This is a genomic window from Bradyrhizobium sp. Pa8 (genome assembly GCF_052588265.1).
This window is the reverse complement of sequence record NZ_CP176767.1, coordinates 9,031,951-9,057,264: the sequence shown is the minus strand read 5'-3', so window position 1 is coordinate 9,057,264 and position 25,314 is coordinate 9,031,951. Positions and strand designations below refer to the sequence as shown.

Sequence of the window (25,314 nt, the reverse complement as noted above, 5' to 3'; positions counted from 1 at the left end):
TCGATGCGGATCGACCCCACCGAGCTCGGCGCGGAGCGCATCTACCGGCTGATGACCGGCATCGTGGTGCCGCGCCCGATCGCCTGGGTCACGAGCCTGTCGCGCTCCGGCGTGCTCAACCTCGCCCCCTTCAGCGCCTTCACCTTCGTCTCGCAGAAGCCGCCGATGCTGGCGATCAGCGTCGGCCGCAAAGGTGCCGATTACAAGGATACCGCGCACAACATCCTCGACACCGAGGAATATGTCATCCACATCGCCGACACTCCGTTGATGGGCGCGGTGCACGACAGCTCGGTCGAGCATCCGCCTGAAATCAGCGAGGTCGAGCATCTCGGGCTGGAGACGCTGCCGTGCGAGCGGATCAAGGTGCCGCGGCTAGCGGCGGCACCCGTCGCGATGGAATGCCGCTTCCGGCAGTGCCTCGAATTCGGCGAGGCCCGCAGCCGGCTCATCGTCGGCGAGGTCGTGATGTTCCACATCCGCGACGGCCTCGTGAACGACGGCAAGGTCGAGACCGCGGCGCTCGACCCGATCGCGCGCATCGGCGGCCCGCGTTACGCCCGTCTCGGCGAGATCGTGACGCTGAACACCGTCTTCCAGACGCCCAAATCCAAAGACTGAGCGCGCGGCCCATCGCGCCGGCCCTTGTGCCTGAAGACCATTGGAGAACACGACAATGCGACTCGTAAGCTATCTCTTGGACGGAGAGCCGCGCTACGGCGCGGCGGTAGATGGCGGCGTCGTCGACCTGACCAGGCGGATCGGCCGCGACTTTTCCGACGTGAAAGCGTTGATCGCGGCCAACGCGCTCGCGGACGCGCAGGAAGCGGTGGCCGGACAAAAGCCCGACCACGCGCTGGAAAGCCTAGTCCTGCTTCCGCCGGTGCTTGCGCCGGAAAAGCTCTGGTGCATCGGCGTCAACTACGCTGAGCGCAATGCCGAGTATAAAGACAGTTCGGACCTGCCCAAATATCCCAGCCTGTTCGTGCGCAGCATGTCGTCGATGACGGGCTCCGGCCAGCCGCTGGAGAAGCCGCATGTATCCGAGCAGCTCGACTACGAGGGCGAGCTCGTCATCGTGATCGGGCAGGGCGGCCGTCACATCCCGCGCGAACAAGCCTTCGCGCACATCTTCGGCATGACCCTGTGCAACGAGGGCACGATCCGCGACTGGCTGCGCCACGGCAAGTTCAACGTCACCCAGGGCAAGAATTTCGACCGCTCCGGCAGTATCGGGCCGTGGATCGTTACGTCTGACGAGCTCGATCCGCGCGGGCCGCATGACCTCATCACGCGCGTCAACGGCGAGGTGCGGCAGCAGGACACGACCGAGCGGCTGATGTTCCCGTTCGACTTCCTGATCTCCTATCTCTCGACCTTTGCCACCCTGAAGCCCGGCGACATGATCGTAACGGGCACGCCGACGGGCGCGGGCGCCCGTTTCGATCCGCCGCGCTGGCTTAGGGTGGGCGACGTCGTCGAGGTCGAATCGACGCGCATCGGCGTGCTGCGCAACGTCATCGCCGCGGAGCAGTAAGCCATGCTTGATACCGCCACGATCGAAGGCCTCGCCGCGCGCCTTGATGAGGCCGAGCGCACCAAGGCGCTGATCCCGATGCTTACGAAAGAGTATCCCGATTTTAGCGTCGAGGATGCCTACGCCGTCCAGCGCGCGTGGACCAAGCTCCAGCTTGGGCGAGGACGCGTCATCAAGGGGCACAAGATCGGGTTGACCTCGAAGGCGATGCAGAACGCGGTCGGCATCGCCGAGCCTGACTACGGCGTGTTGTTCGCCGACATGTTCTATGCCGACGCCACGCCCATCCCGTTCGACCGCTTCCACGCGCCGCGCATCGAGGTCGAGCTCGCCTTCGTGCTGAAGGCGCCGCTCCGCGGACCTGACTGCACCATCTTCGACGTGCTCAACGCCACCGACTACGTCACGCCTGCGCTCGAAATCCTGGAGACGCGCATGCATCGCGTCGATCCAGAGACCGGCAAAACGCGAAAAGTCATGGACACGATCTCGGACAACGCGGCCAATGCCGCGCTGGTGCTCGGCGGCCGGCCGTTCCGCCCCATGGACGCGGACCTGCGCTGGATCGGCGCGCTGCTGTTTCGCAACGGCGAGGTCGAGGAGACCGGGCTTGCCGCCGGCGTGCTCAACCATCCCGCCAACGGCATCGCCTGGCTCGCCAATCGCCTCGCGCCGCACGACGAACATCTCGCGGCCGGCGAGGTGGTGCTGGCGGGATCGTTCACCCGTCCCGTCGACATCCGCCGCGGCGACACCTTCCACGCCGACTATGGCGCGTTCGGCTCGGTGTCGTGCCAGTTCGTCTGAACCAACACATAAGAGGGAGCGCATCATGACGGGTCATTCGCGGCGCAAGAGCATCCATATTGGCGGCTTTAAGCACGCCAACCCGATTCCCAACGCCTGCCGCATCGGCAATCTCGTGATGTCCGGTGTCATCCTCGGCCGTGATGGGGCCGGCGTGATGCCCGCGAGCCTGGATGCGCAATGCGCCAACATGTTCGCGCACATGAAGGCAACGGTGGAGGCCGCCGGCGGCACCACGGACGACATCATCAAGATGACGGTGTGGCTCAAGGACCGCACGCAGCGCGGCCCGGTCAATGTCGAGTGGCTGAAGATGTTTCCGGACGAGCATTCGCGCCCGGCGCGCCACGCGCTGCCGATGGACAACATGGACGGCGGCGCACTGGTGCAGTGCGACTTCACCGCCGTGATCGACTGAAGGAGCATTTTGCATGCCGACCTATCTGCCGTTCGATCCGAATCCCCGCCGCCCGGTCAAGGCGCCGCCGCCGAAGACCGTCGACAGCCAGTTTCACGTGCTGGGGCCCATCGACAAATATCCGGAGCGGCCCGGTGCGGCCTATCGGATGCCGAGCGCGACCTGGGAAGCGGCGCTGCGCGTGCACAAGACGCTCGGCATCGAGCGCGGCATCATCGTGCAGACAACGACCTATGGTGCGGATCATTCCGTCGTGCTCGACGGTCTTGCGGCGATGGGCCCGAACTATCGCGGCTGCGCCAACGCACTGGTGTTCGCGGAGGCGAACGACGCTTATCTCGCCAAGCTGCATGACGCGGGCGTGCGCGGCGCGCGCTTCAGTTTCCGCCAGGAGCTCGGCGCCGTGCTGTCGGACGTCGATTTCGCCCGCGCCATCGCGCGCATCCGCGAGCTCGGCTGGTACGTGAAGATCCAGCCCGAGAAGGACGGCATCGTCTCCAGCGTCGCCAAGTACGAGAATCTCGACGTCCCCGTGCTGATCGACCACATGGCGCGGCCCGTGCCCGCGAATGGCAGGGACGATCCCAACCTGCGCAAGATGCTGGAGCTGCTGAAGAAGGGCAATTTCTGGGTCATGCTGTCGCTCGGCGAGAAGACCTCGCAGGCCGGTCCCCCTTATGACGACGTGATCCCGATCGCGCGCGCTTATATCGAGGCCGCAATCGACCGCTGCGTCTGGGCCAGCGACTGGCCGCATCCCGTCTCCGTCAAGCAGCCGCCCAACGACGCCGACCTGCTCGAGCTGATGTACCGCTACGCGCCCGACCAGGCCGAGCTGGAGAAGATCCTGGTGCACAATCCGGCAAAAATGTTCGGCTTTCCGGATTAGGGCGCAATTGATTCACACCCCCGGCTGCTTCCCCAACCTATCCCGCACCTCGGCTGCGATCTCGAACGAGCGCAGCCGCGCTGCGTGGTCGTAGATCTGGCCCGTCGTCATCAGCTCGTCGGCGCCGGTCTCGGCGATCAGCGCCTTCAGCTTCTGCTCGACCGTTTCAGGCGAGCCGACGGCGGAGCAGGACAGCGACTGGCCGACCATGGCCTTCTCGGCCGGTGACCACAGCGCGTCCATGTCGTCGACCGGCGGCGGCAGCGGGCCGGGCGTGCCGCGGCGCAGATTGATGAACTGCTGCTGCAGCGAAGAGAACATCCGCTGCGCCTCCGCGTCGCTCTCGGCGGCGAACACGTTGACGCCGACCATCGCGTAAGGTTTGTCGAGCTGCGCCGACGGCTCGAAGCGCGCCCGATATTCGCGCAGCGCCGGCATCATCATTTGGGGCGCGAAATGCGAGGCGAACGCGAATGGCAGCCCGAGCATCGCGGCAAGCTGCGCGCCGAAGGTGCTCGATCCCAGGATCCAGAGCGGCACCTTCGTCCCAAAGCCGGGCACGGCGCGGATCGCCTGGTTCGGCTGGACATCACCGAGCAGCGCCTGCAATTCGAGCACGTCATGCGGAAAATTTTCGGAACTCGTGGCGAGATCGCGCCGCAATGCCCGCGCTGTGAACTGATCGGTGCCCGGCGCGCGGCCGAGCCCGAGATCGATGCGCCCGGGATAGAGCGACTCCAGCGTGCCGAACTGCTCGGCGATGACCAGCGGCGAATGGTTCGGCAGCATGATCCCGCCGGACCCGACCCGGATCGTCCTGGTCCCGCCCGCGACGTGCCCGATCACCACCGACGTCGCCGCGCTCGCGATGCCCGTCATGTTGTGATGCTCGGCGAGCCAGAAGCGTTTGAAACCCCACGCCTCGGCATGCTGGGCGAGATCGAGCGAATTGCGGAACGCCTGCGCAGCATCGCCACCTCTTCGGATGGGAGCGAGGTCGAGCACGGAGAAGGGGATCATGGGTGGGTACCGGGTGGGAGTGCGATGTGCGCTGCGGCCTCACATGTAGTGGCTTATTATGGAAATGTTAGCGCGGCCGTAGCGCGCAAATGCAATCCAAATCTGCTGTGCTAACGTCAAAGACGATGTGGCGGGCCAGGATTCACCTTTTTGCTTCTCAGGAGCGAAATCGTCCTGCTAGTTTTGGCTCCATCTCGTGAATTGTTCTGCCGTTCCCATTCCACGTGGCACGTCGAAGAGCGGCAGATAGTTCGGCACCTCCCGTTGGCGGCAGCTACAGCAAGCCGCGCTTGTGCTGGATGATGATGATAACGCGAATGATGCAGTCCGATACTGACTCGCCGGGCCGCCGTACCTTGTGCAGCATTTGCCACGTCACCTCATCGATCTGTATCTGCCATTTGCCGCTTGCCAGGCGTTGTCCGGTATCGTCGGACGGGAACTCGGCCGCAATCAGAGCGCGGCACTCGTCGGTGATTTCAATTTCCGGCATTGTTGGTCGTTCTCGCGGACGGTGTGCTCGCGCGCAGCCCTCGCCCGATCCGGAGAGATCAGCCAGTTAAATCGCGGTAACAACCGATCCAGCCGAAGCCGATGCCGATCGTCCTGACCGTGGACGAAGGAGCGCGACATCCGGACGCAGTCGCGGTAGGGCGCTGCGGCGCCACCAGTGGATGCCTGCTGAATGTTGAGGGACGCGGCGCTGACAAGAAAGATCATTCAATGGCTTGGGTCTCGTTCGCGCAGCCGTGACGCTGGAGTCGTCGGGCTCCCGCGTCGCCGGACATTGCCAATCCTTCACAACCTTAATGCGATTTAACGAGGTTTCCGTAAGCGGTGTGGGTAAACCGCGCGTCGCGGGGGGCGTCCTCCAGACACGAGATGACGCCGTGAAGTTTGACGAACAGGAACGCACCGCGCTGACGGACGCTGGGTTTTCCATCGCCGACAACAGCAAGGCTGCCTACGTCGAAGCCGTCGTGGTGATCGCCGCGTACGACGCCGAAACCTATTGGCTGACGTTCGCCCTGCCGAATGATGCCCAGATCGTGTGCGTTGTGCCACGCGACCAGATTGCCGACGCGATCACGGATAACCACGCAGCTCGTAACTACGCAGCTCGGCGGAACCAACCTCAGTGAAGCTGACCTTCCCTCATGCAAGGCTGAAGGCGCTCTGGAACGAGGCCGTCCGGCAATGGCCGGTTTCGGTGCGAGCCATGAACGGCCGAGATTCACCCGGTTTCTGGCTTGTCGGTGGCCAAGGCATCTATCTCGTGCATAACGGCGCCAGGCCTCGGGGCAGCGTGACTCTGGCCTACGCAAACGAATGCGACCCGCTCAGGGTGCCGGTCCAAAGTTGGTTGGGTATCAAGCGCGCCATCTTCGGCGATAACGATGGGAGGGAATTCGTCGATCTGGTGATGATCGGCACTGCCGTCGATGCCGGCGCCGACGTCGAGGTGACCTTCGAGCCCGACACGATGACAGTGGCTATCGTCGAAAAAGGAACGGCGAGCATACGACTGCAATCGCTGCGCATCCGGGACAAAAATGACACCACATCAGGACGCAGTTGTCGGGTGTGAGCCTGAATCTCGGCTAAGGACCAGACGCGGTATCTTGGCCCGCTACTCTCTCCAAGCCCTGCATATCGTCGTCCTCCCAGTCCTCCCATTCCACGTTGTTGGTTTCGAGATAACGGGCGACGGCTACGCCGATTGTCGGGAAGAAGTAATGCTCTCCAAGCTGCGCGAAGAGGCCAAATCTTTTCAGCTTGTCCTTCACGGGATCTTTGAGTTCGGCAAAACAAAACTCTATGCCTTGCGCGTGCAACGATCGGTCCAGTTCGGCAACCACGTCGCAGGCGGTGACGTCTACGCTCGTGACCGGCTCCGCGGCAACAACTAGCCAACGCACGGGTGTTGGCGATGTCGCTACGGCATCCAGGACGCGTTCCCTGAAGAATTCGGCGTTGGCAAAAAACAGAGGTGCATCCCAGCGAAACAGGACCAGCCCGGGGACCCGGCGCGCATCCGGATATCGTGTGATGTCGTGATAGCCTTTGACGCCGTAGGCGCGTCCCAATACGGCGGAGTGTGGGCGCCAACCGTCCCACAGGAACTCGATGATAGCGATTGCGATCGCAAGACCAATTCCTGGAATGACTCCGAGCACTGCTACACCGACAAAGCAGACGATCGCCAGCCAGAATTCCCACCGTTGAATGCGATAGATTCGTTTGAGGTCGGCAACTTCAATCAAGCCAATCGCCGATGCGATGACGACGGCGGCCAATGCGGCGGTGGGTAAATGTTGAAGCAGGCTCGGCGCGACCAGGAGGAGCAACGCGATGGCAAGCGCGCCTACGACGCTGGTGAGTTGAGTGCGGGCACCGGCGGCTTCCGCAACGGGTGTCCGTGAACTACTGCTGCTGATCGGGAAGCCCTGGAAAAATCCCGTCGCCAGATTGGCGGCACCGAGCCCGACCATCTCTTGGTTGGGATCGACCCGAGACCCCAATCGCGCAGCGTAGGCACGTGAAAGTACGCTCGTATCGGCAAACGAAACCATCGCTACTGCACAACCGCCGATCAGCACCGGGACGAGGTCGCTGGAGGTGATCCATGGGACAACGAAACCCGGCAGGCCCTGGGGAAGGGGGCCGAGCACCTTGACGCCGTATTGCGTCCCGAGATCAAGCACCCCGACGACGAGCGTAGCCCCAACGACCGCGATCAGAAGGCCTGGTACCCGCCTGTTGTTCCTGAGAAGCAGGATCACGATCAACGTGGCGAGGCCAAGCGCGAATGCGACCCGGTTTATCTGCCCCCCAAGGATCGCGCTGACAATCGCCCACAGGCTTCGCAGTGGCCCCTCGCTCTCGATGGAAAAGCCGAAGAGCTTGGGCAGCTGGCTGATCAGTACGGTCAGGGCAATTCCGTTCATATACCCGTAGCGTATCGGCTTCGAGAGAAGCTCGGTGATAAAGCCAAGGCGCGCGACACCTGCCAGGATACAGACCGTCCCTGAGACAATCGCCATCATGCCCGCGAGTGTCACGGCCCGCAGGGGATCCCCCTGAGCCAGGGGAGCGATGACTCCAAGGAGTATTGCCGCCAGCGCCGAGTCCGGGCCAAGGACGAGAATGCGGCTTGGGCCGAACAGCGCGTAGGCCAGCAGCGGCACGATCGTTGCGTACAAACCGTAGATGCCCGGCAGGCCCGATGCAGCTGCATAGGCAATGCCGACCGGGACCAGCATTGTCGCCAGGACGATGCCGGCGAAGATATCGTGCGGAAGCCATGCTGCCTCATATTGGCGGAGAGTGTCGAGTCCGGGCAACCGGCGCTTCATTGAAGGTCTCTCCCAGCCCGCATTGAGCAAGTTTGCCCCGCATGATGTGTTGGACCGATCAGGCTATTACGCCCGCAGCAGGCTGAACAGTGGCCCGGCGCTATGGCCGAGGCAGCACAGCGGGCCATGGGTGCCAGCCGGCACCAAGGCTTCCCTGCGCCCTCTTCACGGAAGAGGGGAAGGACCAAAACCGAACTCGGGCGTTTCATGTCGCGAGAATGGCGTTCGTTCGCGGCTGTTCGCGTCGCCCGCACCTCCGTTCACAACCCTGTTATTGCGACCTATGGCGCCCTTTGTCTCAACTGGGCGTTTTGCGCCTGTTGCTGTACCCTTGGTGAAACGACTGCTGGGGTCGCGAGGAGGAACTGACATGACGATGGTCGTACTCAACCGACGTTATCTCCTCGCCGCCGGCGGCTCGGTCCTGGCGGCCGGGGTGTCCGGGCTCCTGTTGCCAGCCCGCGCGGACGGCCTCGCACCGACCGAGTCGATGTCGGGTGGCGCGAACAACTACCGCAAGGGCGCGGCGATCATGGACCGGATCGGCAAGGGCGGCTTCTGGATGAGCGGCACCGTTCGCCGCGCAGGCGACGGGGCGCCGCTCGCCGGGCAGCGCATCCAGATCTGGGCGCACACGACCGAAGGGCAGGAACACGAGCCGCAGAGTCATGGCGCCACGCTCACCGACAAGGACGGCAAGTTCCGGCTCGAGATGCCGCAGATCATTCCCATCTTCGGCCAGCCCCATGGTCACCTCGCCTATGACAGCGGTGAGTTCAAGACCGTCTTTCTGCGGCCGGTGATGCGGAGCGCGAAGGAGACGAGCCTGGAAGCGCACTTCGTCCTGCAGCCGGTCTGACCGGGTTGCGAATGAAGGGGTGGAGACTGGCCCGGGTGATCCTGATCTGGGTCGCCCTTGCCTTGGCCATTGGCGTGCCGATCGCCGCGGCAGCGGGAAGCGAGCAGCTCGCATGGCGCGGTCCGCTCTACATCCTGGCCGGATTCGCGGGGATTGTTGCCCTCGGCCTCGTGCTCGTTCAGCCCCTGCTGATTGGCGGATACCTGCCGGGATTCCCGGCCTATCGCGGACGGCGTGCGCATCACTGGATCGGCGGTGCGCTGGTCGCGGCGATCGTGATCCATGTCGCTGGCCTCTGGATCACCAGCCCGCCCGACATGATCGACGCGCTAACTTTCTCATCGCCGACGCCGTTCTCTCCCTTTGGCGTGACCGCGATGTGGGCCATCTTCGCGGTCGCGCTCTTGGCCGCCCTGCGCCGGCGATTGGGACTGCGACCGCGAACCTGGCGCTTCATTCACATGCCCCTCGCGATCGTCATCGTCGCAGGCAGCGTGGTCCATTGCCTGCTGATCGAGGGGACGATGGAGACGATCTCGAAGGCGGCGCTCTGCGCGCTCGTCCTCGCGGCAACCGTAAAAGCCATGGTCGACCTCCAGGTATGGCGAAAGCGAAGAACGTTGCGCGGCGAGAGCACTGCGCCGCAGTGACATGGCCTCGCGCAGGATGGGTAGAGCACTTGCGAAACCCATCATGCTTCGTCACCAACCAGCCCTCGATGGGTTTCGCTTCGCTCTACCAATCCTACGAAACTTTTGCTGGTCATATTGTTCGAACACGCTGAGCGTCGTCACCGCCGACGTCTGCTCTGCTTGCCGCAGATGGCGATGAAGCTTATCTTAGCGCGATGGTTGTAGGTGCCCCCGAGCTGAAAACGTTCCTGCTCGCGACGCCGTTCTTCGGCGGTCTTCCGGACCCGAGCCTCGACCTGCTGATTTCGATGCTGGTCGAGTGCCGCTTTGATGCCGGCGCGACCGTCGTGGCGGAAGGCGAGCCGGGACGCTCGCTGTTCATCGTCAAATCCGGCCGGCTGGCGGTGAGCAAGCGGGCGAACTCGGGGAACGTCATCCCGATTTCCGTTCTGGAGGCTGGCGATTTCTTCGGCGAAATGACGCTGATTGAAATGCAGAATCGCTCCGCCACGGTGGTCGCGGAGAGTCCGACGGTGCTGTACGAGCTGACGGCGCAAAAGCTCTACGCCTGCTACAAGGCCGATATCCACGCCTATGTGATCGTCCTGCAGAACGTCAATCGCGAGCTATGCCGGCGACTGCGCCGCGCCGACGATCGCCTCACCTGACACCAGGCGGGCGAAGACGAAACCCCTGCGCGATGAATGTGGCCCCGGATTACGCTTGCGCGCCATCCGGGCTACGCCACTTCGCGCGGGACGTTCAGCCCACCGGCCCCGGGATCCAATCGTCCCCTGAAAGTGGGCTGACCCTTACGCCAACAATGACTCCGAGCTCCAGGCTTGGATCGAAATGGCGCATCGTCCGCTCGTTGAGGTCGATGATGCGGCCAGGCCTTAATGGCCCCACGTCGTTTATCTTGACGATGACCTTCTTGCCGACGGCCTCGACCAGGGCATATTTCGGCCTCGCGCCAAATTGGACCCCACCAAATTTCCCGCGCAAATTTGTCTTGATGGCAGCCGCCCAGACAGAGGGATCATAGCGCTCGCCGGAGGCTGTGTTCGGACCGCCCTCTTCCTTGCCGGGCTTGAACGGATTGTACATGGATGCGGCGCCAACGATCGCCTCCCCGGAGGCGGCATCGACGACGGCGCTTGAGTGAGCGCCACGCGCTTCACTTCGAGCAACGGTAATGGAAACGGCAAGCGCAACCAGGGCGCCGCAAATTGCGGCGCTCGAGCGGAACAGCATTATAACTCCTGTGATTTTTTCGATCGTCCGGTTCCGACACCGCACGCATGGTCAAGCGAACGCGGAAGCGTTCATGAACTTGCACCAATGCTTTGCGGATTCGAGCCAACCCCTGGCTACGGAACCGATGTGCGAACCAGAGCGGTCCGCACGCAGTGTTTTAGGTTGTCACCGACTAAGACAGAGAATGCGTCAGCAGCATGACCTGATGGAACCTGCGGTGAGTGGCACGTGCGATGTCGCCACAAGCTGACATGCTCGCGCTAATTGATCCGTCGGGCAAAACACCCGCTGCTCGCACAAACCCATCAATCCTCTTCAGCAAAATTATTCCACTTTACCGAAATTCGGAATTGCGGCATTGTCTCCGCCATCCCGGCCCGAGAAGAGGGGCGATCGTACGTCGTCGCGAACGTGGGCCGGGGTGCGGTGGACGCGGCAGTGCCGGGCACGCGAGTGCGGGACCAGGGCGAGATGAACCTCGTGAGGGCCTTGACTGCGTGCGGAACGGACGGCGCCTGTGTCCGGCGAAGCCCTTGGGCGGAGCTGGATCGCTGCGTACGACGAAACCGCGTGGTCCTGAACGTCGTTGCTACGGTCAAGCCTTGCGGAGATGGATCGGGGCTCTACCGGGTTTCGAGGCATCGCCAATTCGCGAGGTGACGGAGGCCAGAAGGAACTCGGCTCTGGGGAGAGCGCGCATAAGCCGTCAGACCATCGCGCAGGGAAGGCCGGGTGTTTTCCGGCCCACCTGTTTCCCGCCTGCGCATTTGCGTGTGCAAATTCCTGGCGCAGCGGATCATGGGTGCCAGCCGGCACCCGGCCTTCCCTGCGCCCTCTTCACGGAAGAGGGCGCAAGAGGAGAGCAAAGCTCGGGCGCCAGGTGCCGCGAGAATGCTGATCTGTGCCTGATGTGAGCCAGAGAATGGTGCTGCCAGACAGGATTGAACTGTCGACCTCTCCATTACCAATGGAGTGCTCTACCACTGAGCTACGGCAGCATGTGCTGGGATAAGAATCGGCCGCCGAGGGGGCCTACCAAGCGGGCCGATATCTGCCACAAGCCCCCCTCCTGTGCAAGCTTGCTAGCTCCGCCAAAACGAGAAAATCGGGTCGATATCGGGGCCAAAATGCCCATTTTCACCTGAAAGTACCGACTTTCCGCCGATTTCGGTTCCGATATCCCCGGCCAACTGGCCAGTTGGCCGGGGCATGGCATTCGGCCCATTTTGGATTTTCGCACGAACAGTTCGCGAGGGGCCTCTTGAGCTGCCGCATTCTCCGGGCATGCTATCGCGGATCGCTGTAATGGACCGCGGATGGCTGACGAGAACGACAAGAGCACGAGACAGGCGAGGGGGGCGCGGGACGACCGGCTGAAATCGGCGCTGCGCGAAAACCTGAAGCGGCGGAAGGTGCAGGCGCGCGAACGCGCCGCGATCACCGACCCCTCGCAGAACGACGATGCTTCCCTAGATGAGGGGGCCGCCGGCAAGACTGGCGATTGAAGTCTGGCGATTAGAATTTTTTGGAGTGCATGGACGTGGCAATGGGGCAGGACGAGCAGCAACGAAACGATGGTGACGCGCAGATGTCGCGGTTCACGCGCCCTGAGCAGACCTTTCCGGCGCTGACATCGGCCGAGATCGAGCGCATGCGGAATTTCGGCGAGATACGCACTTACGCCGACGGCGAATTCCTGTTCGAGACCGGCAAGCCCGGTCCGGGCATGTTCGTCGTGCTGAAGGGCCACGTCGCCATCACGCAGCGCGACGGGCTCGGCAACGTCACGCCGCTGATCGACCAGGGGCCGGGGCAATTTCTGGCCGAGCTCAGCCAGCTCTCGGGCCGGCCGGCGCTGGTCGACGGCCGCGCGGCAGGCGAGGTCGAGACGCTGCTGCTGCCGCCGCCGCGCCTGCGCGCGCTGCTGGTCGCCGAGGCGGAACTCGGCGAGCGCATCATGCGCGCGCTGATCCTGCGCCGGGTCAATCTGCTTCAGGCCGGCGTCGGCGGTGTGGTGCTGATCGGTCCCTCGCATTCGGCCGGCGTGGTGCGCTTGCAGGGCTTCCTCACCCGCAACGGCCAGCCGCATCATCTGCTTGATCCCGAGCGTGACCGCGACGCCGCCGAGGTGATCGCGCGCTATTCGCCGAAGCCGGAAGACTGGCCGCTGGTCGTCGCGGCGAGCGGCGAGGTGCTGCGCAACCCCAGCGAAACCGAGGTTGCGCGCGCGATCGGTATGATCGGCGGCCCCCGCAACGACCGCATCTACGATGTCGCGATTGTCGGCTGCGGACCCGCCGGGCTGGCAACCGCGGTGTATGCCGCCTCCGAAGGGCTTTCGGTTGCCGTGCTCGACACCCGCGCCTTCGGCGGCCAGGCCGGCGCCAGCGCGCGCATCGAAAACTATCTGGGCTTTCCGACCGGCATTTCCGGTCAGGCCCTGACCGCGCGCGCGTTCAACCAGGCGCAGAAGTTCGGCGCCGACATCATGATCCCCGTCACGGTGAAGTCGCTCGACTGCACGCGCAGGGACGGCGCCTTTGCGGTGACGCTCGACGGCAGCGATCCCCTGCGTTCGCGCGCAGTCGTGGTTGCGAGCGGCGCGCGTTATCGCCGCCCCGAGATCGAGAACCTCGACAAGTTCGAGGGCCGCGGCGTCTGGTATTGGGCCTCTCCGGTCGAGGCGCGGCTCTGCGCCGGCGAGGAGGTGGCCCTGGTCGGCGCCGGCAATTCGGCGGGGCAGGCGGCCGTGTTCCTGTCGGGGCACGCCAGGAAGGTGCTGATGATCATCCGCGGCGGGGGCCTGGGGGCCAGCATGTCGCGCTATCTCATCGAGCGCATTGAAGCGACACCCAACATCGAACTGATGTTCAACACCGAGATCACCGCGCTCGAGGGTGACGAGGCCTCGCTGTTGCGGCGCATCCGCTGGAAGAGCCGGTTGTCGAGCGATGAAGACTCTGCCGACATCAAGAATCTCTTTTTGTTCGTCGGCGCCGATCCCGCCACCAGCTGGCTCGACGGCTGCGGCGTCACGCTCGATCGCGGCGGCTTCGTCGTGACGGGCGCACAGTCCGAGCTGAACCAGGGCAAGCTGGTGGCCCCACTGGAGACCTCGGTGCCCGGCGTCTACGCGGTCGGCGACGTCCGCTCCGGCTCGGTCAAGCGCGTCGGCGGCGCCATCGGCGAAGGCGCGCAGGTCGTGGCCTCCCTGCACGGCTATCTCGGCGACGCCGCAAAACCGGCGCTTTAGTCAAGGACAAGACAAGGGAATGGCAAGTCGAATGAGGCTTGCCATCCTGACGTGTCCCACAGACTATCCCCTCATCCTGAGGAGCCGCGACAGCGGCGTCTCGAAGGATTGAGGACCTCATGGTTCGCGCGGCGATGCGAAGGCATCGTCCGCAAGCGTGCTTCGCACGCACCTCGCCATGAGGATCTACAAACAAAACGCTTAATGGGAGGACTAAATGGCCGAACTCGTCGTGCTCTACAAGACGCCCAAGGACGCTGCCGCCTTCGACAAGCATTATGCCGAGACCCACATTCCGCTCGCCAAGAAATTGCCCGGCTTGAAGAAGTACGCCGTCAGCACGGGGACGGTCGGCTCCCCCGCCGGACCTTCCGGGGTCCATCTCGTCGCCATTCTCAGCTTCGACAACGTGGCCGCGATCCAGGCGGCATTCGGCAGCGAAGCAGGCAAGGCGGCCGCGGGCGACGTGCCGAAATTCGCCAGCGGCGGCGCCGATCTGCTGATCTTCGACACCAAGGAAGTGTGAGGCCAGTTCGCATCGGCCCGATGATCGCGGACCGATGTTGCGACGATCGATTCAACTTTCGTCGAAAGCCTGCCGTCGTTTGTGACAGCGGTGCAAAAAATTCAGTCATGCGCTTGTCGATTCGCACGACGGCGCATGGCTCCGCACGAGCCTGTGACATCGCGTATGTAGCCATCCGATGAGGACCGTAATATCAATCGCCTGATCTCAATGCAGAGAGTAGGAGAGATGCCATGGTTCTTGGGTTGAGCCTGCCCGCACTGACGCTGATCCATGTCATCATCAGCCTGATCGGCATCGTCGCCGGCCTGGTCGTCATGTTCGGCCTGCTCGGGTCCAAGTCGATGCCGGGCCTCACCGCGATCTTCCTGCTGTTCACGATCCTCACCAGCGCCACCGGCTTCCTGTTTCCGTTCAAGGAGCTGCTGCCGTCGCATATCATCGGCATCATCTCGCTGGTGCTGCTCGCGATCGCCTGCCTCGCGCTCTACGGCATGAAGCTCAAAGGTGTGTGGCGTCCGGTCTATATCGTCACCGCGATGATCTCGCTCTATTTCAACTGCTTCGTGCTGGTGATCCAGTCGTTCCTGAAGGTGCCGGCGCTCGCCGCGCTCGCGCCCGCCGTGCCGCCGAATCCACCGGGAGGCCCCGTCTTCGCCGTGGTGCAGGGCATCGTGCTGGTGTTCTTCGTGGTGCTGACCATCGGCGCCTGGCGCCGCTACAAGCCGATGACGTTTGCCTGATTGCACGTTCGCGGTCGGTGCGCGGCATCGACCTCGTGATATCGCCCGACCATCTCCGGATTGCTGGCTCGCGTTTTGCGAGTTCCGGATTGATTTTCACTGAAGGAGCCATTCATGCCCACCATCACCACCAAGGACGGCGTCGAGATCTTTTTCAAGGATTGGGGCTCGGGCCAGCCGATCGTGTTCAGCCATGGCTGGCCGCTGTCGGCCGACGACTGGGACACGCAGATGATATTCTTCGCCAATCACGGCTACCGCGTCATCGCCCATGACCGCCGCGGCCACGGCCGCTCGTCTCAGGTCGCCGACGGCCACGACATGGATCATTATGCCGACGATCTCGCGGCGGTGACCGCGCATCTCGACCTCAAGAACGCCATCCATGTCGGCCACTCCACCGGCGGTGGTGAAGTCGTGCACTACATCGCGCGTCACGGCGAGAGCCGGGTGGCGAAGGCTGCGATCCTCTCGGCGGTGCCGCCGCTGATGGTGCAGACGGCCGCGAATCCGGGCGGCCTGCCGAAGAGCGTGTTCGACGATCTCCAGAAGCAACTCGCCGCCAGCCGTACCGGCTTCTACCGCGACCTCGCTTCCGGGCCTTTCTACGGCTACAACCGCCCCGGCGCAAAGCCGTCGGAAGCGGTGATCCAGAACTGGTGGCGCCAGGGCATGATGGGCGGCGCGAAGGCGCATTACGACGGTATCGTCGCGTTCTCGCAGACCGATTTCACCGAGGACCTGAAGAAGATCAGCGTGCCCGTGCTGGTGATGCACGGCGACGACGACCAGATCGTTCCCTACGCTGATGCCGGGCCGCTGTCGGCCAAGCTGCTGAAGAACGGCACGCTCAAGACCTACAAGGGCTTCCCGCACGGGATGCCGACCACGCACGCCGAAACCATCAACGCGGACCTGCTCGCGTTCTTCAAGGCGTGAGGGACTGATATCTTACCCTCCCCTGGAGGGGGAGGGTCGATCGCGTGCAGCGCGAGCGGGGTGGGGTGATCTCTCCCCTCGGGCACTGTTCGATGCGGAGGGACCGTCACCCTCCCCCTCCAGGGGAGGGTGCGCGCTCACTTCAATATCCCCCTGATCGCATCGAACGTGCGCTTCACGAAAACCTCCGGTTTCTCCCGCACACCTTCGCCGATCCAGCTTTCGCCGCCGACGCGCATCGCGCCGGTGGCGATCATGGCGACGAGCCGTGCCTTCAGCCTGTCCGATTTGGTTTTGGCGCGCTGCGAAAGCCCTTCGGCCAGCGCGCGCTCGAGCTTCTCGTATTTGAGCTGATCGCGCGCCTGAAGCGCGGGATTGTCGCGCTTGAGCCGCGACATCGCCGCCGCTTCCGCCGGGTCGATCCGCCTGACCGCCGCCGCGATCGCATTCTCCGCCGCCGTCAGCATGGTTTCGCTCGCTGGCCGCGCCACGACCTCTGCGACCAGCGCGCTTGCTGCGCCCTCCTGCCAGGCGGCGACCACGTCCTCTTTCGACGCGAAGTAGTGGAAGAAGCTGCGGCGTGACACGTCGGCCGCGGTCGCGATGTCGTCGATGGTCGTGGCCTCGAAGCTACGCTCCAGGAACAGTGCCATCGCCGCGCGGGTCAACCGCTCGCGGGTCTCTTGCAATTTACGCTGGCGCAGGCCGGGGCCATCAGGGGATTTTGCTCCTGCCGGCAATGGCTTGGCGCCTGTCCTGACCGATTTCCCGCCGGGCTTCGAAGCCTTCAAATTATTTCACCTCTTGCAAACTTGCACTCAGTGCACATTTAGACCGGTCGCGGGCCTCATTCCTGCCCCCGAACGGAGATACGGCATGACCGACTGGAGCACGGCAGACATCCCCTCCCTCAGCGGCAAGACCGCCGTCGTGACCGGGGCGACGGGCGGCCTCGGCTACGAGACGGCGATGGCGCTGGCGGGCGCCGGTGCCATTGTCATACTCACCGGACGCAACGACGCAAAGGGCCTGCGGGCGATCGAGGGCATTTGCGAGCGGTTTCCCAACGCATTGATCGCCTACGAGCATCTCGACCTCGCCAGTCTCGCCTCCGTCGCCGATTTTACCAGGCGCTTTGCGGCCAGCAACGAGCAGCTCGATCTCCTGATCAACAATGCCGGCGTGATGGCGCTGCCGAAGCGGCAGCAGACGGAGGATGGTTTCGAGATGCAGCTCGGCACCAACTATCTCGGCCATTACGCGCTGACGGCACAGCTGCTGCCGCAGCTTCGCCGCGCGAAAGCGCCGCGCATCGTCAATCTGTCGAGCCTCGCGCACCGCTCCGGCGCGATCAATTTCGACGATCTGCAAGGCAAGCGTTCCTATCGTCCCTGGCGCGCCTATTGCCAGTCCAAGCTGGCGATGCTGATGTTTTCGCTGGAGCTGCAGCGCCGCAGCCTCGCTGCCGGCTGGGGCCTGACGAGCCTTGCTGCCCATCCCGGCTACGCGCGGACCGATCTCATTCCGAACGGGCCGGGCGCGAACACCTTCCAGTCGCGTGTGAGCCGTTGGCTCCAGCCTTTCATCAGCCACTCCGCAGCCGAGGGCGCGCTGCCCACCCTGTTCGCGGCGACCTCACCGGCTGCAGAGCCCGGTGGCTATTACGGTCCGAACTGGTTCTACGAATTGAAGGGGCCGCCCACGCCGGCGAAGATCATGCCGCGGACGAAGGATTTCGCCGCGGCCGCCATGTTGTGGGATGTCTCGGCGACGTTGACCGGTGTATCCTTCGACGAGATCGCGGTTGCCGCATGAGCCGCGCGCCGGTTGGGGACGTCACGATGCAAGTCATCATCTTCGGCGCGACCGGCATGGTCGGGCAGGGCGTATTGCGCGAATGCCTGATCGACACCGGCATCGACCGCGTGCTCGTGGTTGGCCGCAGCCCGACCGGCGTCCGCAACGCCAAGCTCACCGAAATCACGCACGGCGATTTCACCGACTACTCGACGATCGAAGCGCAGCTCACGGGCCTCGATGCCTGCTTCTTCTGCCTCGGCGTCTCCTCGATCGGCATGAGCGAGGATCGCTATCGCCATCTCACCTACGATCTCACGCTCGCGGCAGCGACGACACTCGCGAAGCTCAATCCGCAGATGACGTTCGTCTATGTCACCGGCGCCGGCACCGATTCCACCGAGCAGGGATCGCGGATGTGGGCGCGGATCAAGGGCAAGACCGAAAACGATCTGCTCAAGCTGCCGTTCCGGGGCGCCTACATGTTCCGGCCCGGGGCGATCCAGCCCCTGCACGGCGCCCGCTCCAAGACCGCCTGGGTGCAGGCCGTGTATGCCGCAACCGGGCCGCTCTGGTCCGCGCTGCGCCGGATCTCGCCGCGGCTCGTCACCACGACCGAGCAGATGGGCCGCGCCATGATTCGTGTCGCCCGGGAGGGGTATCCGCGGAAGGTGCTGGAGATGGAGGATATCAATAGCCTCTAGTCGGCTGGCCCGTTAGTTTCACGGAAATTTCCGCGTTCGCGCGCGTTGAGCCTTATCGGTCCCCGAGGAGAAATGCCGGCGATGTCTCCCCAGCTCAAACTGATCGCGCTCGACGCCGACGATCTCGCCGTGATCTCGACCCATGTGCAGGACGCCCGCGTTCAGGCCGCGGACATCATCTGGCGGCAAAGCGAGAAGCGGCTGGTGGTCGGGATGAGCCGGCTGGACTGGGAGCAGTCGCTGGACGGCGAGGCCGAACCCCGCCGGCTGGTCGCCGCGCTCCGCTTCGACCGCGTGCTCGCCTGCAAGTCACGCAACATCGACCTCGGCGCGCAGGACGAGGTTCTGGACCTCGTCGGCATCGAGTTTCACCCCCAGGACGGCCGCGACGAGGAGCCCGGCGGCAGCGCCCTGTTGCTGTTCGCCCATGGCGGCGCCATCCGCCTCGACGTCGAATGTCTGGAATGCGAATTGACCGATCTGGGGGCGGACGAGCTGGGGGCGGGACTGGGCATCGAGGAGGAGGGGTGACGTGTGCCCTGTATACCAGTCAAACAAGGTCGGGCTGCTGCCGGAACGGCATCTCCCGAGGGTTGACGCCGCTTCCCCGCCGCGCCATTGAGCAGGGGGTCGGGTGAGCCAATCCGCCCCAAAGACCAGCCGGAAGCCAAGCCAAAAATGCCCGTTCGTCTCGACCGCAGCAGCGCCGATTTTGACCCGCGATTCGCGGCCTTCCTCGCCGCCAAGCGCGAGGTCTCGGCCGACGTCGAGGCCGCCGCGCGCGCCATCGTCGACGACGTCGCCAGGCGGGGCGATGCGGCCCTGCTCGAGGCCACGGCAAAGTTCGACCGGCTGAAGCTGGATGCATCCGGTCTTCGCGTCACCGCCGCCGAGATCGAGACGGCCGTGAAGGCCTGCGATGCCGCGACGCTGGATGCGCTAAAGCTCGCGCGCGACCGCATCGAGACCTATCACCGCCGCCAGCTCCCGAAGGACGAGCGCTTCACCGATCCGCTCGGCGTCGAGCTCGGCTGGCGCTATACCGCGATCGAATCCGCGGGCCTCTACGTGCCCGGTGGCACCGCGGCCTATCCCTCCTCGGTGCTGATGAACGCGGTACCCGCGAAGGTCGCCGGCGTCGCGCGCCTCGTCATGGTGGTGCCGTCGCCGGACGGCAAGCTCAATCCGCTGGTGCTGGCGGCCGCTTCGCTTGGCGGCGTCAGCGAGATTTACCGCGTCGGCGGCGCGCAGGCCGTGGCGGCGCTCGCGCACGGCACCGCGACGATCGCGCCGGTGGCCAAGATCGTCGGCCCCGGCAACGCCTATGTCGCCGCCGCAAAACGGCTGGTGTTCGGCAAGGTCGGTATCGACATGATCGCCGGCCCCTCCGAGGTGCTGGTGATTGCCGACGACACCGGCAATGCCGACTGGATCGCCGCCGATCTGCTGGCGCAGGCCGAACACGACGCCAGCGCGCAATCGATCCTGATCACGGATTCCGCACGCCTCGCCGCCGATGTCGAAAAGGCCGTCGAAGCGCAGCTGAAGACATTGCCGCGCACAGCAATTGCCGGCGCCTCCTGGGCCGATTTCGGCGCCATCATCATGGTGAAGAATCTTGCCGACGCCATTCCGCTCGCGGATGCGATCGCGGCCGAGCATCTCGAGATCATGACTGATGATCCCGATGCGCTTGCCGCAAAGATCCGCAATGCCGGCGCGGTGTTCCTCGGCGCGCATACGCCTGAGGCGATCGGCGACTATGTCGGCGGCTCCAACCACGTGCTGCCGACGGCGCGCTCGGCGCGGTTCTCCTCGGGCCTCGGAGTTGCCGACTTCATGAAGCGCACCTCGATCCTGAAATGCGGCCCGGACCAGCTGCGTGCGCTCGGACCCGCCGCGATGACGCTCGGACAAGCGGAGGGGCTGGACGCTCATTCGCGCTCGATTGGATTGCGCCTCAATCTGTCATGACCCAGCCGCCCGAACAGGACGACTCGACCAATCGCATCGTCGCGGTCACCCTCGACGAGGACTCGATCGGCCGTTCCGGGCCCGACATCGAGCATGAGCGCGCGATCGCGATCTACGATCTGATCGAGCAGAATTTGTTCGCACCCGATGGCGCCGACGGGAAGGGGCCGTTCACGCTGCATATCGGCATCACCGGCAGCCGGCTGATGTTCGACATCCGCCGCGAGGATGGTGCGCCCGTGGTCGCGCATCTGTTGTCGTTGACGCCGTTCCGGCGGATCGTGAAGGACTATTTCATGATCTGCGACAGCTACTATCAGGCGATCCGCACGGCGACGCCGGACAAGATCGAGGCCATCGACATGGGCCGCCGCGGCATCCATGACGAGGGATCGCGCACGCTCCAGGAGCGGCTGAAGGGCAAGGTGCGGGTCGACTTCGAGACCTCGCGCCGGCTGTTCACGCTCATCACCGTCCTGCACTGGAAGGGTTAGGCGCATGATCCCGAAAAGTGGACGCCGGTTTTCGGACCAGATCATGCGCAAGACAGAAGGCTTTATGGCCCGGAAAAGTGTGCAGCGGTTTTCCGACAAGGCCATGCCCTCTTTCAAAAGAGGCTAGGCGCGATGGCGGCGCCGCCACGCGCACGCGATCCGCAATCGGTGCTGTTCGCCTGCGCGATGAACAGCGTGCGCTCGCCGATGGCCGAGAGCCTGCTGCGGCACATGTTTCCGCAGGGCCTCTACGTGAAGTCGGCCGGCGCCAGGAAAGGCGAGCTCGATCCCTTCGTGGTCGCCGTGATGGACGAGCTGGGGCAGGACATCTCCGCCCACAAGCCGCAGACCTTCGAGGAGCTGGAGGATTGGGAGGGGCTGAATTTCGACCTCATCATCACGCTCTCGCCCGAAGCGCACCACAAGGCGCTGGAGCTGACCCGTACGCTCGCCGCCGACGTCGAATACTGGCCGACGCAGGATCCCACCACCATCGAAGGCAGCCGCGACCAGAAGCTCGCCGCCTACCGCGAGGTCTGCGACCAGCTCCTGATGCGCATCCGCAGGCGATTTGCGAAGGTCGGCGCGGCGAGCGGTTAGCCGTAACACCCGCGTCACAGACCGAGGGCACACGCATGTGGGACGCCTCGAATCAGTAAAGTCCGGGTTCCCGGGTTGTGAAATCAGCCCCCTTCCGATAGGTTCCGCGCGCAATTCACCCCCTGCTTCATCCCCCAATCACCTGATGCTCGGCCGCCCCAAATTCGTACTTGCCTCCGGTTCGCCGCGGCGCCTGTCGCTGCTCAACCAGGCCGGCATCGAGCCGGACGCGCTCCGGCCGGCCGACGTCGACGAGACGCCGAAGCGGGGCGAGCTGCCGCGCGCCTGCGCCAACCGTCTTGCAAGGGCCAAGGCCGATGCGGCGCTGAAATCGGTGCAGCTCGACGACGAGCTGCGCGGCGCCTTCATCCTCTCGGCCGACACGGTTGTGGCGGTCGGCCGCCGCATCCTGCCCAAGGCCAACCTCGTGGACGAGGCGGCGCAGTGCCTGCGGCTGCTGTCGGGCCGCAACCACCGCGTCTACACCGCAATCACCCTGGTCACGCCGCGCGAGGCCTTCCGCCAGCGCCTGGTCGAGACCCGCGTCCGCTTCAAGCGCCTCTCCGAGGACGACATCCAGGCCTATATCGGCTCCGGTGAATGGCGCGGCAAAGCCGGTGGTTACGCCGTGCAGGGCATCGCCGGCTCCTTCGTGGTCAAGATGGTCGGGTCCTACAGCAACGTCGTCGGCCTGCCGCTCTACGAGACCACGACGCTGCTCGGCGGCGAGGGTTTTCCGATCCGCTTCGGTTGGCTCAACGCCACGGCCATCTAGCGCGCCGACAAAAATCTCGAAAACAACCCCATGCACAGTAGAATGGGCCGGCCGGACCCGGCCCGCGACGCCTGCGCGTCCGCCCGAGGAACCGCTTTGCCGACAGGCTCTTGAACGCCTTCACCGAGTAAGCCGCCGACATCATGGACGACCACGTCAAAAAGCCCGCCGGCCCGCTCAAAACCTGCCCGATCTGCGGCAAGCCGCAGTCGGAAGCCACCCGCCCGTTCTGCTCCTCGCGCTGCCGCGACGTCGACCTGAACCGCTGGCTGAAGGGCTCCTACGTCATCCCCGGCCGCGATGACGAGGTCGACGGCGAAGAATAGCTAATAATATCAATCTGTTATTTCAGCGTCCGATTCTCCGCGCACCAGCCGCAGCAAGCCCGCCCCACCTTGTGCACAGCCGGGCCGCGCCCGGCGAAGCCTCTTGGCGAAGCCGGGTGGACATGCCGCTCCGAGCCCACTATAAACCGCCCGCTCGATGGGCCTTGGCCCCTCTTTGGAGCACGCCCAGGTAGCTCAGTTGGTAGAGCATGCGACTGAAAATCGCAGTGTCGGTGGTTCGATTCCGCCCCTGGGCACCATCTTGGTGTGTGCCCTTGTTCTCCGGCATCCGCTGACGCCAATTTCTCCGACCTATTCCAGGAACGCCACGCATCGTGGCTGAGCGCGAACCTTGGTTCAGCGGGCGCGGTGTTGCTGACGATGCTCATTCATGGCTGCGCCCGCTTCAAGGCGGAACGTGACGATGATTTCCGCCGGAGCCAAACCAAACCTCGTCGTCGTGGCCATCGCGGTCGCCGTTCTGATGACGTTATTCCAGTGGTTGATCACCACGGGCGGATGACGAGAGCGGCCGCGGACGAGCGCACCGTCACCTTCATCCCGCGGATTACACCGGTGAGCGACTGCGCGAGCCTGACCAGGTCGACCTGGCGCCGAATCAAGTTGCAGGGTTCGGCGATTCGCTCATGCGAGCTGTACGTCCGCTTGCGTCGCCTACCGCCCCGCCTTCGCCAAGCCGGCCAAGCTCACCGCCAGCTCATCGGTTCGGAACGGCTTCGTCAGCCGCGACAGGTCCGGCGTGATGCCTTCGTTGTTGGCGTAGCCCGACACGACGAGGATCTGGAGCTCGGGATATTGATTGCGCAGCACGAGGCCACGTCAGAACTTCGAACCGACACCTCGATTGTTGATGCGAGAGCGATCCGGTGGGCAACCTGCAAGCCCGCAAGACGAAGTCTGCCTTCTAGTTCCCTTTGGGCCCGGGCGGTCCGATCGGGCCTGCAGGTCCGGCCGGCCCTGGAGGACCCGCTGGCCCGGGGAGGCCGCAATTCTGTATCACCACGTCTCTCGTATCTGATCCGGACGTAATCTTTACGATACAAGTCGATGGAAACTCCGGTCCAATCCACCGAAATCCTCCGGTCGAAGTGCTCTCGACTTTCACGGTTTTGCTCGGACTGATCTTTATTTCCACGCTGGGCTCGCGGGGCCGTCTTACTCTTCCGACGATGACCAACTCGCCCTGCGATATGGTGGCGGTTGTTATGAATATTTCCGCATGCGCGCTTTCAGTCCACGCAATTGCAAAGCCAGCAATAAGAGCTCCAACGGTGCCAAAAGGCTTTGCGAACATCATGGGCCTCCCCGCTTCCCTCACCGATGGTTAGGAGACCAGCTTGGAGCGAAGGCGCCCGTACTCGGTGTCGGTTATGGACCCCGATTTTTTGAGCTGATCGAGCTTGGAAAGCTCGTCGGCGACACTAAAGCCGACGATGTGCCGTAATTCCTCGCGCGCCCGCTGAGCCTGCTCAGCGCTGCGTTCCGCCATCCCCCTGCCTTGGGTGATGAGGTAAGCAAAGATGCCGAGGTAGGAGGTCAGAACAAGTGCAAGCACCCACAGTGCCTTACCCCATCCGGAAATGTCGTGGCGCCTGAACAGGTCGCCATAGATGACAATGAGCAGCCAGAACCAAACGACAAATGCGAATACAGCAATTATATCCATCAGAAAATTTCGATATGTGAATCCCTCCTGAGCGAAGAACATTGCGATCTCCTTATTGAGTTGCCGTTCTCGATCTTTTCTGCAGGCCAGTCGCACGGCCCGCTACGCGAAGGCTCAACGGCAGTACCGATGCGACACGCGGTGCGACCTTCCGCTGGTCGAGCGGTACCAGCAGTTGCCGTTCCTCCAATAATATCGATGCCAATGGTGATGTCGCCGGTGGGCGCCCGCGATGGCTCCGGCCGTCGCCCCTATGGCAGCGCCGCGGCGACCACCAACAGCACCACCGATGACGGCACCTCGCAGCGCGCTCTGAGCAAATGATTCGCTGGAAGGGACCATTCCTGCGAACGAGAGCAGGATGACGAACAGTGCAAGCTTTCGCATCGGGGGCCTTCCTTGATTGACCGCTTCTGCCATGCCGTGCCGCCGAATAGCTCCGAGCGGTGATTAGCGCCGCCGCGGAGCGGCGTAGCGCGGGTTGATGCCGCAATATGCGTTCGTGCCAGAAGCAGCAGCCAGGCATTGCGAGCGGGTGGCGAACTGACAATTGCCCGGGAAGCCCCAATTGCGACCTCGCAGGCAGTATCTATCCGCCTCGGCAGCTCGGACTGGCTCCAAAAAAGCAAGGAATACAGCGGCAGTGAGTAACGTCAGCATCGGAGCGACACGATGCATATCGATCTCCGTGGATGGATGGAGGTGAATATACTGGCGGCGC

At 64.0% G+C, this 25,314-nt stretch carries 32 protein-coding genes and 2 tRNA genes; 25 read left to right on the top strand and 9 right to left on the bottom strand.

Annotation, left to right across the window (positions count from 1 at the left end; translation table 11 throughout):
- The first annotated feature begins 3 nt into the window (after positions 1 to 3).
- The 5 genes from ACKWRH_RS43030 to ACKWRH_RS43010 are packed head-to-tail and all read left to right on the top strand — an operon-like array spanning position 4 to position 3,651.
- Positions 4 to 621, top strand: a complete 618-nt coding sequence (locus ACKWRH_RS43030; protein WP_028159130.1) for a flavin reductase family protein — start codon at positions 4 to 6, stop codon at positions 619 to 621.
- 55 nt (positions 622 to 676) lie between these two features.
- Entirely contained in the window at positions 677 to 1,537 is an 861-nt protein-coding gene (locus ACKWRH_RS43025; RefSeq protein WP_445218481.1) for a fumarylacetoacetate hydrolase family protein, read from the top strand.
- A 3-nt stretch (positions 1,538 to 1,540) separates the two neighbouring features.
- Positions 1,541 to 2,344 (top strand): 2-oxo-hept-4-ene-1,7-dioate hydratase, encoded by an 804-nt coding sequence (gene hpaH / locus ACKWRH_RS43020; protein WP_445218480.1) that lies wholly within the window; start codon positions 1,541 to 1,543, stop codon positions 2,342 to 2,344.
- Between the two features lie 25 nt (positions 2,345 to 2,369).
- A complete protein-coding gene (locus ACKWRH_RS43015; RefSeq protein WP_445218479.1) occupies positions 2,370 to 2,762 on the top strand; it encodes a RidA family protein in 393 nt (130 codons plus the stop codon).
- 13 nt (positions 2,763 to 2,775) lie between these two features.
- Complete coding sequence (locus tag ACKWRH_RS43010; RefSeq protein ID WP_445218478.1) at positions 2,776 to 3,651, top strand: amidohydrolase family protein; 876 nt, start codon at positions 2,776 to 2,778, stop codon at positions 3,649 to 3,651.
- A 12-nt stretch (positions 3,652 to 3,663) separates the two neighbouring features.
- Here ACKWRH_RS43010 and ACKWRH_RS43005 read toward each other — a convergent pair whose 3' ends face one another.
- The gene (locus ACKWRH_RS43005) at positions 3,664 to 4,671 is read right to left on the bottom strand and encodes an LLM class flavin-dependent oxidoreductase (protein WP_445218477.1); all 1,008 of its coding nucleotides are present in this window, start codon (positions 4,669 to 4,671) and stop codon (positions 3,664 to 3,666) included.
- Between the two features lie 274 nt (positions 4,672 to 4,945).
- Entirely contained in the window at positions 4,946 to 5,164 is a 219-nt protein-coding gene (locus tag ACKWRH_RS43000) for a hypothetical protein (protein ID WP_445218476.1), read from the bottom strand.
- Positions 5,165 to 5,561: 397 nt separating this feature from the next.
- Between ACKWRH_RS43000 and ACKWRH_RS42995 the strand changes: the two genes are divergently transcribed.
- Together ACKWRH_RS42995 and ACKWRH_RS42990 are read left to right on the top strand one after the other, a co-directional pair.
- Positions 5,562 to 5,813 carry a hypothetical protein gene (locus tag ACKWRH_RS42995; protein ID WP_445218475.1) on the top strand — a complete coding sequence of 84 codons (252 nt, stop codon included), beginning with the start codon at positions 5,562 to 5,564 and terminating at the stop codon, positions 5,811 to 5,813.
- Positions 5,810 to 6,259, top strand: a complete 450-nt coding sequence (locus ACKWRH_RS42990; RefSeq protein ID WP_445218474.1) for a DUF3085 domain-containing protein — start codon at positions 5,810 to 5,812, stop codon at positions 6,257 to 6,259. Before ACKWRH_RS42995 ends, ACKWRH_RS42990 begins: the two co-directional genes overlap by 4 nt.
- A gap of 13 nt (positions 6,260 to 6,272) precedes the next feature.
- On the opposite strand, the gene ACKWRH_RS42985 is transcribed toward ACKWRH_RS42990, so the two are convergent.
- A complete protein-coding gene (locus ACKWRH_RS42985) occupies positions 6,273 to 8,027 on the bottom strand; it encodes a SulP family inorganic anion transporter (protein ID WP_445218473.1) in 1,755 nt (584 codons plus the stop codon).
- Between the two features lie 370 nt (positions 8,028 to 8,397).
- Here ACKWRH_RS42985 and ACKWRH_RS42980 point away from each other — a divergent pair, with 370 nt between their 5' ends.
- The 3 genes from ACKWRH_RS42980 (at position 8,398) to ACKWRH_RS42970 (ending at position 10,186) form a co-directional block, all read left to right on the top strand.
- Positions 8,398 to 8,886 (top strand): Twin-arginine translocation pathway signal, encoded by a 489-nt coding sequence (locus ACKWRH_RS42980; RefSeq protein WP_445218472.1) that lies wholly within the window; start codon positions 8,398 to 8,400, stop codon positions 8,884 to 8,886.
- An 11-nt stretch (positions 8,887 to 8,897) separates the two neighbouring features.
- Positions 8,898 to 9,536: a ferric reductase-like transmembrane domain-containing protein gene (locus ACKWRH_RS42975; RefSeq protein ID WP_445218471.1), complete on the top strand. Its 639-nt coding sequence runs from the start codon at positions 8,898 to 8,900 to the stop codon at positions 9,534 to 9,536.
- Between the two features lie 197 nt (positions 9,537 to 9,733).
- Complete coding sequence (locus ACKWRH_RS42970) at positions 9,734 to 10,186, top strand: Crp/Fnr family transcriptional regulator (protein ID WP_445218470.1); 453 nt, start codon at positions 9,734 to 9,736, stop codon at positions 10,184 to 10,186.
- A 94-nt stretch (positions 10,187 to 10,280) separates the two neighbouring features.
- Here ACKWRH_RS42970 and ACKWRH_RS42965 read toward each other — a convergent pair whose 3' ends face one another.
- Positions 10,281 to 10,772 carry a septal ring lytic transglycosylase RlpA family protein gene (locus ACKWRH_RS42965; protein ID WP_445218469.1) on the bottom strand — a complete coding sequence of 164 codons (492 nt, stop codon included), beginning with the start codon at positions 10,770 to 10,772 and terminating at the stop codon, positions 10,281 to 10,283.
- A 926-nt stretch (positions 10,773 to 11,698) separates the two neighbouring features.
- Positions 11,699 to 11,773, bottom strand: a tRNA-Thr gene (locus ACKWRH_RS42960).
- Between the two features lie 318 nt (positions 11,774 to 12,091).
- On the opposite strand from ACKWRH_RS42960, the gene ACKWRH_RS42955 reads away from it, so the two are divergent.
- From ACKWRH_RS42955 to ACKWRH_RS42935, 5 genes are all read left to right on the top strand, one after another.
- On the top strand, positions 12,092 to 12,280 hold the full coding sequence (locus ACKWRH_RS42955) for a hypothetical protein (protein WP_304491782.1): 189 nt from the start codon (positions 12,092 to 12,094) through the stop codon (positions 12,278 to 12,280).
- A 41-nt stretch (positions 12,281 to 12,321) separates the two neighbouring features.
- Positions 12,322 to 14,028: an FAD-dependent oxidoreductase gene (locus tag ACKWRH_RS42950; RefSeq protein ID WP_445222577.1), complete on the top strand. Its 1,707-nt coding sequence runs from the start codon at positions 12,322 to 12,324 to the stop codon at positions 14,026 to 14,028.
- 217 nt (positions 14,029 to 14,245) lie between these two features.
- Positions 14,246 to 14,554 (top strand): EthD family reductase, encoded by a 309-nt coding sequence (locus ACKWRH_RS42945; protein WP_212484727.1) that lies wholly within the window; start codon positions 14,246 to 14,248, stop codon positions 14,552 to 14,554.
- Positions 14,555 to 14,787: 233 nt separating this feature from the next.
- Positions 14,788 to 15,297 carry a hypothetical protein gene (locus tag ACKWRH_RS42940; protein ID WP_445218468.1) on the top strand — a complete coding sequence of 170 codons (510 nt, stop codon included), beginning with the start codon at positions 14,788 to 14,790 and terminating at the stop codon, positions 15,295 to 15,297.
- Between the two features lie 114 nt (positions 15,298 to 15,411).
- Positions 15,412 to 16,236: an alpha/beta fold hydrolase gene (locus ACKWRH_RS42935; RefSeq protein ID WP_014491492.1), complete on the top strand. Its 825-nt coding sequence runs from the start codon at positions 15,412 to 15,414 to the stop codon at positions 16,234 to 16,236.
- A gap of 137 nt (positions 16,237 to 16,373) precedes the next feature.
- Here ACKWRH_RS42935 and ACKWRH_RS42930 read toward each other — a convergent pair whose 3' ends face one another.
- The gene (locus tag ACKWRH_RS42930; protein WP_445218467.1) at positions 16,374 to 17,027 is read right to left on the bottom strand and encodes a TetR/AcrR family transcriptional regulator; all 654 of its coding nucleotides are present in this window, start codon (positions 17,025 to 17,027) and stop codon (positions 16,374 to 16,376) included.
- 85 nt (positions 17,028 to 17,112) lie between these two features.
- Between ACKWRH_RS42930 and ACKWRH_RS42925 the strand changes: the two genes are divergently transcribed.
- From ACKWRH_RS42925 to ACKWRH_RS42885, 9 genes are all read left to right on the top strand, one after another.
- The gene (locus tag ACKWRH_RS42925) at positions 17,113 to 18,051 is read left to right on the top strand and encodes an SDR family oxidoreductase (protein WP_445218466.1); all 939 of its coding nucleotides are present in this window, start codon (positions 17,113 to 17,115) and stop codon (positions 18,049 to 18,051) included.
- Positions 18,052 to 18,077: 26 nt separating this feature from the next.
- Positions 18,078 to 18,737, top strand: a complete 660-nt coding sequence (locus ACKWRH_RS42920) for an NAD(P)H-binding protein (protein WP_445218465.1) — start codon at positions 18,078 to 18,080, stop codon at positions 18,735 to 18,737.
- 81 nt (positions 18,738 to 18,818) lie between these two features.
- A complete protein-coding gene (locus ACKWRH_RS42915) occupies positions 18,819 to 19,268 on the top strand; it encodes a DUF2948 family protein (protein ID WP_445218464.1) in 450 nt (149 codons plus the stop codon).
- Between the two features lie 147 nt (positions 19,269 to 19,415).
- On the top strand, positions 19,416 to 20,711 hold the full coding sequence (gene hisD, locus ACKWRH_RS42910) for a histidinol dehydrogenase (protein WP_445218463.1): 1,296 nt from the start codon (positions 19,416 to 19,418) through the stop codon (positions 20,709 to 20,711).
- Positions 20,708 to 21,205 carry a UPF0262 family protein gene (locus ACKWRH_RS42905; RefSeq protein WP_254123700.1) on the top strand — a complete coding sequence of 166 codons (498 nt, stop codon included), beginning with the start codon at positions 20,708 to 20,710 and terminating at the stop codon, positions 21,203 to 21,205. The genes hisD and ACKWRH_RS42905 overlap by 4 nt, the downstream gene beginning before the upstream one ends.
- A gap of 132 nt (positions 21,206 to 21,337) precedes the next feature.
- The gene (locus ACKWRH_RS42900) at positions 21,338 to 21,805 is read left to right on the top strand and encodes an arsenate-mycothiol transferase ArsC (protein WP_028151427.1); all 468 of its coding nucleotides are present in this window, start codon (positions 21,338 to 21,340) and stop codon (positions 21,803 to 21,805) included.
- A 145-nt stretch (positions 21,806 to 21,950) separates the two neighbouring features.
- Complete coding sequence (locus ACKWRH_RS42895) at positions 21,951 to 22,580, top strand: Maf-like protein (RefSeq protein ID WP_148749902.1); 630 nt, start codon at positions 21,951 to 21,953, stop codon at positions 22,578 to 22,580.
- Positions 22,581 to 22,723: 143 nt separating this feature from the next.
- Positions 22,724 to 22,906, top strand: coding sequence for a DNA gyrase inhibitor YacG (gene yacG, locus ACKWRH_RS42890; protein ID WP_369719553.1), 183 nt, complete (start codon positions 22,724 to 22,726; stop codon positions 22,904 to 22,906).
- A 184-nt stretch (positions 22,907 to 23,090) separates the two neighbouring features.
- Positions 23,091 to 23,166 (top strand) — tRNA-Phe (locus ACKWRH_RS42885).
- Between the two features lie 415 nt (positions 23,167 to 23,581).
- Here the strand turns inward: ACKWRH_RS42885 and ACKWRH_RS42880 are convergent.
- Positions 23,582 to 23,737 carry a hypothetical protein gene (locus ACKWRH_RS42880; protein ID WP_445218462.1) on the bottom strand — a complete coding sequence of 52 codons (156 nt, stop codon included), beginning with the start codon at positions 23,735 to 23,737 and terminating at the stop codon, positions 23,582 to 23,584.
- Positions 23,738 to 24,251: 514 nt separating this feature from the next.
- Positions 24,252 to 24,635, bottom strand: coding sequence for a PLDc N-terminal domain-containing protein (locus ACKWRH_RS42875; RefSeq protein WP_445218461.1), 384 nt, complete (start codon positions 24,633 to 24,635; stop codon positions 24,252 to 24,254).
- Positions 24,636 to 24,791: 156 nt separating this feature from the next.
- Here ACKWRH_RS42875 and ACKWRH_RS42870 point away from each other — a divergent pair, with 156 nt between their 5' ends.
- Positions 24,792 to 24,917: a hypothetical protein gene (locus ACKWRH_RS42870; protein ID WP_445218460.1), complete on the top strand. Its 126-nt coding sequence runs from the start codon at positions 24,792 to 24,794 to the stop codon at positions 24,915 to 24,917.
- A 126-nt stretch (positions 24,918 to 25,043) separates the two neighbouring features.
- On the opposite strand, the gene ACKWRH_RS42865 is transcribed toward ACKWRH_RS42870, so the two are convergent.
- A complete protein-coding gene (locus tag ACKWRH_RS42865) occupies positions 25,044 to 25,271 on the bottom strand; it encodes a DUF3551 domain-containing protein (RefSeq protein ID WP_084795314.1) in 228 nt (75 codons plus the stop codon).
- Positions 25,272 to 25,314: the final 43 nt, after the last annotated feature.